This window comes from Mesorhizobium sp. ES1-6 (assembly GCF_020164775.1).
GTDB lineage: Bacteria > Pseudomonadota > Alphaproteobacteria > Rhizobiales > Rhizobiaceae > Mesorhizobium.
In genome coordinates, this window is record NZ_JAIUGU010000006.1 from 61,350 (window position 1) to 73,438 (window position 12,089).

General features: G+C 62.4%; 16 protein-coding genes. 15 read left to right on the forward strand and 1 reads right to left on the reverse strand.

The features are described from left to right. The first annotated feature begins 64 nt into the window (after positions 1–64). From LB564_RS16705 to LB564_RS16715, 3 genes are all read left to right on the forward strand, one after another. Positions 65–373 (forward strand): DNA -binding domain-containing protein, encoded by a 309-nt coding sequence (locus LB564_RS16705; RefSeq protein ID WP_224539329.1) that lies wholly within the window; start codon positions 65–67, stop codon positions 371–373. A 134-nt stretch (positions 374–507) separates the two neighbouring features. Then, the gene (locus LB564_RS16710; protein WP_224539331.1) at positions 508–837 is read left to right on the forward strand and encodes a transcriptional regulator domain-containing protein; all 330 of its coding nucleotides are present in this window, start codon (positions 508–510) and stop codon (positions 835–837) included. Between the two features lie 79 nt (positions 838–916). Continuing rightward, on the forward strand, positions 917–1,300 hold the full coding sequence (locus LB564_RS16715) for a DUF2285 domain-containing protein (protein ID WP_224539333.1): 384 nt from the start codon (positions 917–919) through the stop codon (positions 1,298–1,300). On the opposite strand, the gene LB564_RS16720 is transcribed toward LB564_RS16715, so the two are convergent. Further along, positions 1,282–1,527 (reverse strand): hypothetical protein, encoded by a 246-nt coding sequence (locus LB564_RS16720; RefSeq protein WP_224539335.1) that lies wholly within the window; start codon positions 1,525–1,527, stop codon positions 1,282–1,284. The genes LB564_RS16715 and LB564_RS16720 overlap by 19 nt on opposite strands. Before the next feature lie 265 nt (positions 1,528–1,792). Here LB564_RS16720 and LB564_RS16725 point away from each other — a divergent pair, with 265 nt between their 5' ends. From LB564_RS16725 to LB564_RS16780, 12 genes are all read left to right on the forward strand, one after another. Next, positions 1,793–2,074, forward strand: a complete 282-nt coding sequence (locus LB564_RS16725; RefSeq protein WP_224539337.1) for a helix-turn-helix transcriptional regulator — start codon at positions 1,793–1,795, stop codon at positions 2,072–2,074. Between the two features lie 24 nt (positions 2,075–2,098). Continuing rightward, positions 2,099–2,965 carry a replication initiator protein A gene (locus LB564_RS16730; protein ID WP_224539339.1) on the forward strand — a complete coding sequence of 289 codons (867 nt, stop codon included), beginning with the start codon at positions 2,099–2,101 and terminating at the stop codon, positions 2,963–2,965. A 312-nt stretch (positions 2,966–3,277) separates the two neighbouring features. Continuing rightward, on the forward strand, positions 3,278–3,742 hold the full coding sequence (locus LB564_RS16735; protein ID WP_224539341.1) for a DUF2840 domain-containing protein: 465 nt from the start codon (positions 3,278–3,280) through the stop codon (positions 3,740–3,742). Next, a complete protein-coding gene (locus LB564_RS16740) occupies positions 3,739–4,299 on the forward strand; it encodes a S26 family signal peptidase (protein WP_224539343.1) in 561 nt (186 codons plus the stop codon). Before LB564_RS16735 ends, LB564_RS16740 begins: the two co-directional genes overlap by 4 nt. Positions 4,300–4,333: 34 nt before the next feature. After that, on the forward strand, positions 4,334–4,660 hold the full coding sequence (locus LB564_RS16745) for a DUF736 domain-containing protein (RefSeq protein ID WP_224539345.1): 327 nt from the start codon (positions 4,334–4,336) through the stop codon (positions 4,658–4,660). A gap of 390 nt (positions 4,661–5,050) precedes the next feature. Further along, complete coding sequence (locus LB564_RS16750; RefSeq protein WP_224539348.1) at positions 5,051–5,755, forward strand: lytic transglycosylase domain-containing protein; 705 nt, start codon at positions 5,051–5,053, stop codon at positions 5,753–5,755. Between the two features lie 247 nt (positions 5,756–6,002). Further along, on the forward strand, positions 6,003–7,742 hold the full coding sequence (locus LB564_RS16755; RefSeq protein WP_224539350.1) for a relaxase/mobilization nuclease domain-containing protein: 1,740 nt from the start codon (positions 6,003–6,005) through the stop codon (positions 7,740–7,742). Between the two features lie 33 nt (positions 7,743–7,775). Continuing rightward, positions 7,776–9,764: a conjugal transfer protein TraG gene (locus LB564_RS16760; RefSeq protein WP_224539352.1), complete on the forward strand. Its 1,989-nt coding sequence runs from the start codon at positions 7,776–7,778 to the stop codon at positions 9,762–9,764. An 8-nt stretch (positions 9,765–9,772) separates the two neighbouring features. Next, positions 9,773–10,207: a CopG family ribbon-helix-helix protein gene (locus LB564_RS16765; RefSeq protein ID WP_224539791.1), complete on the forward strand. Its 435-nt coding sequence runs from the start codon at positions 9,773–9,775 to the stop codon at positions 10,205–10,207. Between the two features lie 307 nt (positions 10,208–10,514). Further along, on the forward strand, positions 10,515–11,477 hold the full coding sequence (trbB, locus tag LB564_RS16770; RefSeq protein ID WP_224539793.1) for a P-type conjugative transfer ATPase TrbB: 963 nt from the start codon (positions 10,515–10,517) through the stop codon (positions 11,475–11,477). Further along, the gene (locus tag LB564_RS16775) at positions 11,474–11,824 is read left to right on the forward strand and encodes a TrbC/VirB2 family protein (protein ID WP_263493360.1); all 351 of its coding nucleotides are present in this window, start codon (positions 11,474–11,476) and stop codon (positions 11,822–11,824) included. Before trbB ends, LB564_RS16775 begins: the two co-directional genes overlap by 4 nt. Next, entirely contained in the window at positions 11,824–12,087 is a 264-nt protein-coding gene (locus LB564_RS16780; RefSeq protein ID WP_224539354.1) for a VirB3 family type IV secretion system protein, read from the forward strand. The genes LB564_RS16775 and LB564_RS16780 overlap by 1 nt, the downstream gene beginning before the upstream one ends. Positions 12,088–12,089 lie beyond the last annotated feature (2 nt).

Below are 12,089 nucleotides of genomic sequence, written 5' to 3' on the forward strand. Positions count from 1 at the left end.
AAGAGGAACTATCGTTCTAGGAATGATCGTTCCTATTCGTTATAGTCAGAGCCCGATCTGAAGAATGGTTCTGTTGAAATGGACAGTTCACACTGTGCTTAAACCTCTGCTCGATCCCGGTGTCGCAGACATTGCGCCGGACGCCTCCATCCTGACCGGCTACGACGAGGAGCGTCTTCTCACCTACATTCGGCTTCTCGATGCCGCAGCCGAGGATGCTGATTGGCGCGAGGTGGCTAAGATCGTACTGCACATCGATCCTGAGAAGGAGCCCGATCGCGCGTTCAAGGCTTGGGAAACACATCTCGCTCGTGCTCGATGGATGAAGACTAACGGCTACCGGTATCTCCTGGCCGGCGGTGCACCACACTAGGCCTGTCGAACCTGGAGCTGTGCTGAATCAGCAAAGCGGTTTGCCGACTCTCTGACTACCCAAGCGGACTGTCGCCTCGGAAGCTCATTGCGAAGCTCGCGATCGAATGCGGGTCTCCGACGAGGACCGTTGCCATGTCGCGAAGCGATTGGGCCGATCCGGGGGCATACGAACACATGTGCGGCTACGAAGCCGACAAGTTTGCCGCCGAATATCTGATCCGGAACGCTGATTTCGCCGCTGAATGCAGCCGGCAGGCATCACGTTCGCTGAAAGGAGAAGTCGTCGGTTCGCCGGACTTCGCCGACCGTTGGGGCGCGCGATTTCACAATTGTCGACGGGCCTCTATCCTCAGAACACATCATCTGGACGGAACAGGCTTCGCCACGGGTTCTTCGCGCAACGAGGTCGACAACTGCCTCGCCGCCGGCCCTTCGACATACTCAACTCACCAAGAGTCATAGGTGGACCGATGCTGAACAGGTTCATGTTCTCTGGCCGTCGCCATCGGGGCATCATATCGTCTCCGGCGAACCAGAAGGCTTGCTCGACTTCAACGCCGTTGTCCTGCCGCTCGATGGGAATTTCGAAACGAGGCTCGACGCTGCGCGCAGGTTCTGGCGGGAACTGAATGGCCGTCCGCTTGGCACCCTGTACGGTTCCCTACCTCAACAAACCAAGCTGAGGCACGTTCTCAATCTACGCGCCTTTGACGGAAGGCTCGCGCAGGCTCCCTATCGCCGGCTAGCGGCGGAACTGCTGTCGCGCGAGCCCATTGCACCGCGGGATTGGCGCGATCATCACCTTCGCCACAAGGTGCGGGCAATCCTGCGACGGGCCGACCGCCTGGTCGCCGGGGGCTATCGCGACCTTCTCATCTATCCTCAAAGCCGCCGTCGCAACGCCGTCTATGAAACCAGGCTCTGAGCGAAAATAGCCTTCGCCAAGAACGCGGTGAAGCAGTCCAACGCCTGTCGATGGAGGGGATTGCGCGGTGTCCAAGCCAGAAAATCTTCAACTGAAATCCATTCTTTGGGCACGGGAGCACAGCCGTAGTGGATGAACTCGATACATACGTGGAGCGCTTCGCGATCAAAGGCGATTTGCCATTTTCCAGCTTTATCTTCGGCGAGACGGCACGTGACGAGTGGCATGACGTTCCTCCTTTGCCGGTAAGAGCCCATAGAAAGGATCCGAGGTCGATCATCAGATCTTGGTATTGATCGTAGATTTGCCGATAGCCCCCACGACATGTGGCGCCGGTTCACCTGATCGAGCGTGCGAGCGGTAATCCGACGGTAGGGTGCAAAAACGCTCCTCTTATTTTTGCCCTCCCTCCCACTTTCTCACTTCGGCCATCGTCCGTTTCGCGCGTCCCGGCAGGCCAGGACGACAGCTGAACCGAATGGAGATCGTGCGATGTCGAAGGGTCCCGCAGACGCGCCCCCAAAATACCTACGGACGAAGGAGGCCGCGCCCGTCGTCGGTCTCTGCGCCCGCACACTGGAAAAGCACCGGACCTACGGCACCGGTCCCAAATATCGAAAGGTTGGTGGCCGCGTCCTCTATGACATCGACGACCTCCACGCCTGGATCGAACTCGGGGCGCGCACGTCCACCAGCGACACCAACGCGACCTACGTTCCGCCGGCCAAGCCACATGCGGCTCGCGCTCCGGCCTATGTCGGCAAGACGCGCTGAGAGGTCTAGGTGCGGGATACCAACATGCATCTTTCGCCAACAGCCCAGGAACCGATGGCGCTGTTTCATGCGCGCCCCGGCAAGATGGCGTTGCGCGATGCGCAGGACCTGATGGCCTGGCCGTTCTTCTCGCTGGCCAAATCGCGCCGCATCACGCCGATCGATTTCCGCATGGGCGAAATCGCCATCCGGGTCGAGGCGACCGTCGAGCATGGCATGGCGACGATCTGGGACGCGGACATCCTGATCTGGGCCGCCTCGCAGATTGTCGATACGCGTGACAACCGGCTGCGAACCTCGCGCATGATGGCAGCGACGCCACACGAGATCCTGACTTTCATCGGTCGCGGCACGTCCGCCCGTGAGTACCTACTGTTGAAGGCGGCGCTCGACCGTCTCCAGTCGACCACCGTCGCCACCTCCATCCGCCAGCCCACTGAGCGGCGTATGCACCGCTTCTCCTGGATCAACGAATGGAAGGAGCGGGCCGACCATCGCGGGCGACCGCTCGGCATCGAACTCGTCCTGCCCGACTGGTTCTACGCAGGCATCATGGTCGACGCCTTCGTGCTCACCATCGACCATGCCTACTTCGACCTGACCGGGGGAATCGAGCGCTGGCTCTATCGCCTTGTGCGCAAGCACGGCGGACGACAGGCGCACGGCTGGTCGTTCGATCTGCGCCATCTTCATGTCAAATCAGGCGCGCTCTCGGCCTACAAGCGCTTTGCCTTTGAGGTTCGCGGCATCGTTCGCCGGCAATCGCTGCCGGGCTACCAGCTTGAACTCGGCGTAACTCAAGCCGGCGAGCCGTTGCTCACCTTCAGAGCCTGCCACCGAGATCCGTTCAACCGTTTCGGGAAGACCAGGACAGTGGAGGACAGCCTGTGAATCAACACGTCATTTCAGGAACCCTCGGACACGGGATTTCGGGAACCCATTCCTCGTCATTTCAGGAACCCAAATCGCAATCAACCCATGAAAGCGAAAGACGAATTCGCGCCTCTAACTTATCTAACTTCGAATCCTTCGGATTCTTTCTAACGGAAGGCCCGGTTCCGGGGGATTGTGAACGGCCTCTGCAGTGTGGCCGTCGGCTTGCGTTGGCGAGATCGAAATCCGCCTACATGCCGGCAAGGCAGGAACTCGTTCGACCACCTCTTACGCCAATGCGGTCGTCAGTTTCTCGCAGCGGGGGACGACATGAGTGACCTCACCTATGTCGAATTGCTTTGGCTGAAGAAGCGAATTGAAAACTACATCCGCTTCGGCAAAACCGTCGAGAACAGGATCATCGACAAAAGCCGCCGCGTCGTCGCTTTTGGGGCTGACAGCGTCTTCGCCTTCGTCCGCTGGACCGCGAACGACTTCGGCACCATCGCCTCGCGCATCGACATTCTGCGCGCTGTCTGCGCTAGCACGCGCTGCTCGACAGTCGCCTATGTGCGGCCTGGCGCCAATATCCTGCTGACCGTCATCGGATGGCCGAACGTCGAGCGAGTGCTGCAGGTCATCGACGCCATCGAGGCAATCAACATCGACGCGATAGATGTCTCGCCGGAATACTGGCGACACGTCCATGGCCGGCTCGCCGTGCGCGAAAGCCCTCGGCCATACACACGGCAGCGACATGAAGCGTGGCTTTTGCGTCGGCGGATCGAGCCATGAACGCACGCGGCAAGATAGTCGGTGCGATGCTCGCCGGCACGGCGTTGATCGCTCTCCCAGCTACGATCGGATATGCTCCGAGGTTCATCTGGAACGCATCGGCAAGCGTGCCGCTCGGGCTCTATCGCGTCGAGCCTGGTCGCAGGATCGATGTCGGCGATCTTGCCGTTGTCATGCCACCCGAACCATCGGCGGGCTTGCTCGCTGAGCGCGGATATTTGCCACGCGGTGTGCGGCTTCTGAAGCACGTCCTGGCGCTCGGCGGCGCAACGGTCTGCCGTCGTGGGGCGGCCATTATCACTGATGGCAAGGTCTATGGATATGCGCGCGAGCGCGACAGAAAAGGCCGTTGGCTGCCTGTCTGGCAGGGCTGCCGTGTGCTTGCCGACGGCGAAGTGTTCCTCATGAACCGGGATGTCGCTGACAGTTTCGACAGCCGGTATTTCGGGCCACTTCCAGTCACCGCCATCGTCGGCCGCGCGGTCCCCGTCTGGACCCGAGACCGCACATCTCCGGCACCGCATGGCTCCGGCGAACCGGCTTCCCAGGGTTCCTAACAGCTCACTTACATTGCAACGAGAGGACAAGCGCGTGAATCAAATCGGCATCTTCACCCGCAACGATGACGGCTTCTTCGGCAACATCTCCACGCTGACGATCGGCGCCAAGCTTTCCATCCTGCCTGCAGAGAAATCGGACGCCGAACACGCGCCGGAACATCGCATCTACTGCGATGGCGTCGAAATCGGTGCGGCGTGGGACCGCACCGGCGAAAAGGCTGGCGCCTATCTCTCAGTGCTCATCGACGATCCGGCTTTTACGCAGGCGATCCGCGCCAACCTGTTCCAGGCTACTGCCGAAAAGGATGTCTGGAACCTGCACTGGAGCCGGCCTTCGAAGCGCGAAGACCGAGCCTGAAGTCCAATGCTTCGATCGCGTTCACGCGGCCCTGCCCGCTCAAACCCTTTGATCGATCCAGCGCCGGTCAAACCCTTCGACCCGATCGCCTGCTCGGCGGCCGCCGCGCGCACCGGAGGTCAAGGGCGGCCGGCCGCTTCTCCATCGATCCATGCGCTGCTTGCGCTGCTACCTATGGGAAGTAGGTCCGGCCGGCGAAGCCTTGCCCTTGACCGAAGCGAGCACGGTGGCAAGCTGTCGGTGTGTCGGGACGGTGGTGCGCGCATCACCGTTCGGCGATGCATTGCGATGCTCTCAGTATGCACGTTGCTTATGCTTGGCTCTACCGTCGACGCAGCGGAATTACCGCCGCGAGCGATGCTAAAACCTTGCGCCTGGGCAGCGATCGTGATGAACGGCGACTGGTCCGGTTACGTCGGCGAGGCTGCCAAACGTTTTGACCTTCCCGAGCGCTTGATCCGCGCCGTAATGCATGTCGAGAGCGGCGGGGATGTTCGCGCCGTCTCGTCCGAAGGCGCAATGGGCTTGATGCAGGTCATGCCCACCACGTGGGAAGAGCTGCGCATCAAACACAATCTCGGCAAAGATCCATTCGCACCCCGTGACAACATCCTGGCCGGAGCGGCCTATCTCCGCGAGATGCTTGATCGGTTCGGTTCGAAGGGGTTTCTCGCCGCCTATAATGCCGGCCCACAACGCTTTGAGGAGCATCTTTCCAAGGGGCGGCCGCTACCCCGGGAGACGATCGACTACGTCGCGAAGATTATGCCGCTGATCAACGGAGCGGCTGAGATTCCGCACCACTCGCGAGGGTTAGGAAGCAGGTCGAGCGCAGATCGGCCGCAGCTTTTTGAGCGCGGCGCTACTGCGATAGATGACGCGGTTTCGCGCGGTAGCGGAGGCGTCGATCGCATTGACCAGACTGTATTCACGGAGATTCGTTCAGCCGACATGCCGTCTCGGATCGACACTGCGGTGAACGATCTGACGGCGCTTGAACCGACTCCGGCCACTGCGTCCGAGGGTGCTTATCCCATGCCAAAGCCGGCTGCGAACAACCTCTTCATCCCCCGACCTCTCGGCGCATCGCGATGATCACCGGATTTGTCGCAAATCGCACGCTGGCCTGTTCCGTCGCGGGTTTGGCGGCGGGAGGGCAGGTAACCGGGGAAGTCGTGGAGGGATGGCGAGATAAAAGGCCGCGAGGTGCGGCTGATGGCGGACGTGGTTTTTCAGCGGCTTACAAGCCGATTGCGCGATGTGCGCAGCATCCGCGCACATCGCGGCTTCGAGGCCTCGCCAATGATCTCTATAGCTTGATGCGATGTGCGGCGGTGCTGCGATGAAAAACGGGGACGATTTCCGTATTCGGCCTGGCCGCATCCGCTCGACCGGCGCGCAGCAGTCCAGGCCCTTCATCGCCCAGGCGCTCGCCGCGGCCCAGAAGGCTGGCGGCCACGTCTCACGATCCGGCAGGATCACATCGGGCAACCGCTCGCGCTTCGGCCGCGGCATTCGCGCGACCATTCAGGCCAACCGCCTGCTTACGGGACGCTCCCGCATCACAGTCATCAAGACGCGCGTGGTTCGGAACCTGGCGCGTTCGGCGCCGCTGTCCGCCCACCTCAGCTATCTCAGGCGCGAGGGCGTCACCCGGGACGGGGAGAAGGCGCGACTATTCGGGCCAGAGACTGACAATGCTGGTTTCAAAGATTTCGCGGAGCGCTGCGAGTATGACCGCCATCACTTCCGCTTCATCGTCTCGCCCGAGGACGCGGTGGAAATGGCAGACCTCAAGACATTCGCTCGCGAGCTGATGGGCCAGGTGGAGAAGGACCTCGGCACCAAGCTTGACTGGGTCGGCGTCGATCACTGGAACACCGACAACCCGCATGTCCATATCATCTTGCGCGGGCGAACCGACGACGGCCAGGACCTCGTCATCTCTCGCGACTATATCAGTCAAGGAATGCGCGATCGGGCGCAGGATCTCATCACGCAGGAGTTGGGGCCACGCACCGATCATGAGATCCGTCGTAATCTCGAACGGCAGATCGAAGCGGAACGCTGGACCACTCTCGACCGCCAGCTTGCCCGCGACGGTTATCGCGCCGGTGTCATCGACATGGCGCCGCTTCCCGACCGCCAGCCAGACCAATCCCATGCGATGAAAGTCGGGCGGCTTCACAAACTCGAAGCCCTCGGTCTCGCCGATCAGGTCGGCCCCAGCCAATGGGTCATGTCGGAGAACGCCGAAGCGACGCTGCGCGAACTCGGTGAGCGCGGCGATATCGTCAAACGCATCCATCGCGGCCTGACTGAGTACGGGATCGAGCGTGGGGCATCCAGTTATGTGCTGGCAGCCGAAAGTCTCGATGATCCCGTTATCGGCCGCCTGGTCGACCGTGGTCTCGACGATGAGTTGAAGGGTACGGCCTATGCCATGGTCGACGGCACGGACGGACGCACCCATCACATCAAGCTGCCCGACCTCGACTCCGCCGGAGACAGTGCCCCGGGCTCGATTGTCGAGCTGCGCAAATTCGACGATGCGCAGGGTCGCCGCCGGGTGGCACTTGCCATCCGCTCCGACCTCGACATCGAACGGCAGGTCACCGCGACCGGGGCCACCTGGCTCGACCGTCAGGCGATCGCGCGCGAGCCGGTGGCCCTCGGCGGTGGCGGCTTCGGCGCCGAGGTGCGCGCCGCCATGGACCGCCGCGCCGAGTACCTGATCGAACAAGGTTTTGCCGAACGGCAGGGCGGCCGCCTGATTTTCACCCGAAACCTGATCGACAGCCTGCGCAAACGCGAAATCGAGGCGCTGGGCGAAAAGCTCGCCGGCGAGACCGGACGACCCTTCAACCGATACGCGAGCGGCGACTATGTTGCCGGCACTTACCGCCAGCGTTTCGCGCTCGCCTCCGGTCGCTTCGCCATGATCGACGACGGGCTCGGCTTTAAGCTGGTGCCTTGGTCGCCGTCGCTGGAAAAGCAGCTCGGCCAGCATGTCTCCGGCGTAACGCGCGGCGATGGCGGCATCGACTGGAGTTTTGGCCGCAAACGCGGGCTCGGCTTGTGATCCCGTCCTCGTCTTGAAGAAAGGAGCGCGGCCATGTCCGCCACCAAAATCCTTTGGGGCCAGATCTGCATTGTCGTCTTCATCGTGCTCACTACGACCTGGGCAGCGACGCAGTATGTGGCCTGGCAGCTCGCATTTCAGCCGCAGCTCGGACCGCCATGGTTCCGGATCTTAGGGATGCCGGTCTACTTGCCTCCAGCTTTCTTCGCGTGGTGGTTTTCCTACGACGCCTATGCACCGGAGATCTTCACCAGGGGCGCTTTCATCGCGGCATCAGGCGGCTTCATCTCGATCGCGGTCGCTATTGGCATGTCGGTCTGGCGAGCTCGTGAAACCAAAAGTGCTGAGACCTATGGCTCTGCGCGCTGGGCCGAAAAAGGCGAGGCCGACTCGGCAGGACTGCTCGGTCCCGAAGGTGTCGTGCTCGGCAAGCTGGAGCGCGATTATCTTCGCCACGACGGGCCAGAGCATGTTCTGTGCTTCGCGCCGACACGATCCGGCAAGGGCGTCGGCCTCGTCGTGCCTTCGCTTCTGACGTGGCCGGGTTCCGCGATCGTGCATGACATCAAGGGCGAGAACTGGCAGCTCACCGCCGGCTTCCGGGCCCAGCATGGCCGCGTCCTGCTGTTCGATCCAACCAATGCGAAATCCTGCGCCTACAACCCACTGCTGGAGGTGCGCCGCGGCGATTGGGAGGTGCGCGATGTCCAAAACATTGCCGACATTCTGGTTGACCCCGAGGGCTCGCTTGAGAGACGCAACCACTGGGAGAAGACCAGTCACGCCCTCTTAGTCGGAGCGATTCTACATGTCCTCTATGCCGAGACCGACAAGACGCTTGCCGGGGTCGCCGCCTTCCTATCCGATCCGAAGCGGCCGATCGAGTCGACGCTCGCGGCGATGATGAAGACGTCCCACCTTGGGCAGAATGGCCCACATCCGGTCATCGCCTCGGCGGCGCGGGAGCTTCTCAACAAGTCCGACAATGAGCGCTCCGGAGTGCTGTCGACCGCCATGTCGTTCCTTGGCCTTTACCGCGACCCTGTTATTGCCGAGGTGACACGCCGCTGCGACTGGCGCATTGGCGACATCGTCGGCGGCAGTCGTCCGGCGACGCTTTACCTCGTCGTGCCGCCATCGGACATCAGTCGGACCAAGCCGCTGATCCGCCTGATCCTCAACCAGATCGGCCGCCGGCTCACCGAGGATCTCAATGCGAAGTCGCACCGCCACCGCCTGCTGCTGATGCTGGATGAATTTCCGGCCCTGGGAAGGTTGGATTTCTTCGAGAGCGCGCTTGCCTTCATGGCCGGATACGGCCTGAAGGCGTTCCTGATCGCGCAATCGCTGAACCAGATCGAGAAAGCCTACGGCCCGAACAACTCGATCCTGGACAACTGCCATGTGCGCGTCAGTTTCGCGACCAACGATGAGCGTACGGCCAGGCGGGTGTCGGATGCGCTGGGCACCGCCACCGAGATGAGGGCCATGAAAAACTATGCAGGGCATCGCCTGTCGCCCTGGCTCGGCCACCTGATGGTGTCGCGATCCGAGACTGCGCGGCCGCTGCTCACACCCGGCGAGATCATGCAGCTCCCGCCTTCCGATGAGATCGTCATGGTGGCAGGCACGCCACCGATCCGCGCGAAGAAGGCGCGCTACTATGAGGATATCCGATTTCAGGAGCGGATATTGCCGCCGCCGCTTTTGGCAAAACCAGAGACTGCGCAGACGGACGACTGGAGTGTGCTGCCGCTCCCGGTCCGGCCGCAGACCGAGGCAACTGGTTTCGACAATGGGCGTGCCGGTGACGAGGATCCGACGCAATCGGAGCGCCGGCATCAGCCGGAGTTGAGCAAGGCCCAGACTGTCGAAACGAAGAAACCGATCGACAATGAGTTCGCGCTCGATGCAAGCGACGACGTGGAGGAGGATGCCGTGCGCAACAGCCGGCTGAAGCGCATGATGCAGGGCGTCGCCCGGCAGGTTTCGCTCGATCCCGATGACGGCATGGAGCTGTGATCGTAATGCTGAAGAAGCCTCCCAAGAAACAGCGCCTGTCCGTCTATCTAGACCCGGACGTCATGAAGGCGCTGGCCGCTTACGCGGCACGCCGCGACCAATCCCGGTCGCTGATCGCCGAAGCTGCAATCGCTTCCTTCCTGTCGCCGGATGCCGCCGAGCGGCAGGAGGCGGCAACCATCAAACGCCTCGACCAGCTCGACCGCCGGATGACTCGCATCGAACGCGATCTCGGCATCTCGGTCGAGACGCTGGCGGTCTTCGTGCGCTTCTGGCTGACCACCAATCCACCGTTGCCGGAACCAGCGCAGGCGGCGGCGCGAGCCAAGGGCGCGGAACGGTACGATGCATTTGTCACAGCCCTCGGACGGCGTCTCGCCAAAGGACCGAAATTGAGACAGGAAATCTCGGAGGACATCTTGCCCGAGGATGGGGGGAATTAGATCGGGGGGCTGCTTGGACGTGGTCGCCCGCTCGGCAGATAGGAGTAGCCGTCTCATCGATCCTGCCGGCGTCGCCTGCTGACGCGGATGATTCTTCAGCGGATAGCGAGCCGGGTCAGCCAGTGAGGGCGCCTGCACCGCATTTCGCAAGTCGCTTCACGTCCATGCGCGATCGCCGGTTTTGCTTGTTGCAAGGTCCGTGTTCCTGCCCCTTCTAATCATCCCCGATCGCGGCAGCGAGGAAACGGGGATTAGCGTGGCATCCAATAATCATGCTGGCAGGGAAGCGGCCGCGCGCGGCGCCCGCATGCTGCGGACGGCGCTCGGTCCAGCGATTGCCGTCTATCTCGAAGACCCCGCCATAGTCGAGGTGATGCTGAATCCCGACGGGCGCCTGTGGGTCGACCGGCTGAGAGAGGGGCTGTCCGCTACCGACGACATCCTGACCCCAGCTGATGGGGAGCGCATCGTGCGCCTGGTCGCCCACCATGTCGGCGCGGAAGTTCATTCTGGTGCGCCTCGCGTGTCGGCTGAGCTCCCAGAGACGGGAGAGCGGTTTGAGGGGCTACTTCCGCCAGTCGTGGCGGCACCGACCTTCGCCATCCGCAAGCCTGCCGTGGCCGTGTTCACGCTTCAGAACTACGTCGCATCCGGCGTCGTGACCGAGAGCCAGGCCGACCTGCTGCAACTCGCCGTCGCAAGGCGCAAGAACATCCTAGTTGCCGGCGGGACGTCTACCGGGAAGACCACCCTGGTCAACGCGCTGCTGGCCGAAGTCGCGAAATCCTCGGACCGCATCGTCCTGATCGAAGATACGCGCGAGCTGCAATGTGCAGCCCCCAATCTGGTGGCGCTTCGCACCAAGGATGGCGTCGCATCGCTCTCCGATCTGGTGAAGTCGTCACTGCGGCTTCGCCCCGATCGCATCCCCATCGGCGAAGTGCGTGGCGCGGAAGCGCTCGATCTCTTGAAGGCGTGGGGCACGGGACATCCGGGCGGCATTGGGACTATCCACGCCAGCTCTGGACTTGGGGCGTTGCGTCGCCTTGAACAGCTCGTTCAGGAGGCCGTCGTCACCGTTCCGCGCGCGCTGATCGCCGAGACGATCGACATCGTCGCCGTGCTTGCCGGCCGCGGTTCGTCCCGCCGCCTCGTCGAGATCGCTCTCGTCGAGGGGCTCGATCCTGCCACCGGCGACTACCGCATCCTCGAAGCCCAAGTCGAGGCCGACCCAAACCCGAATTCACAGTCCTCTGGAGCCTCAGAATGAGTCCGATAGCCTTCATTGCATCGTCTGCCCGTAGAATTGGTGCGGTCCTTCCGCCGGCCGCCGCGACCACTGCTGCCGCGGCCATCATGACCGCACCTGCCTATGCCGCCGGTTCCTCCATGCCATGGGAACAACCGCTTCAGCAGATCCTGGAATCGATCGAGGGACCTGTGGCCAAGATCGTGGCGGTGATCATCATCATCGTCACCGGCCTGTCGCTCGCCTTCGGCGACACCTCGGGCGGATTCCGCCGGCTGATCCAGATCGTATTTGGGCTATCGATCGCCTTCGCGGCGAGTTCTTTCTTCCTGTCGTTCTTCTCGTTCGGCGGTGGAGCGCTGATCTGATGGAGGACGATGTCCGCGGCTTCTTCGCGCCGGTCCACCGCGCGCTTACCGAACCGATCCTGCTTGGCGGTGCGCCTCGCGCGGTCGCTATCGCCAACGGAACGCTGGCCGGTGCGGTTGGGCTCGGCCTCAGGCTCTGGCTCGTCGGCATTGCGATCTGGGCGATCGGGCATTTCGCCGCCGTGCTCGCGGCGAAGCGTGATGCGCAATTCGTCGACGTGGTGCGCCGGCACCTTCGCTATCCCGCACATTTCGGCTGCTGACA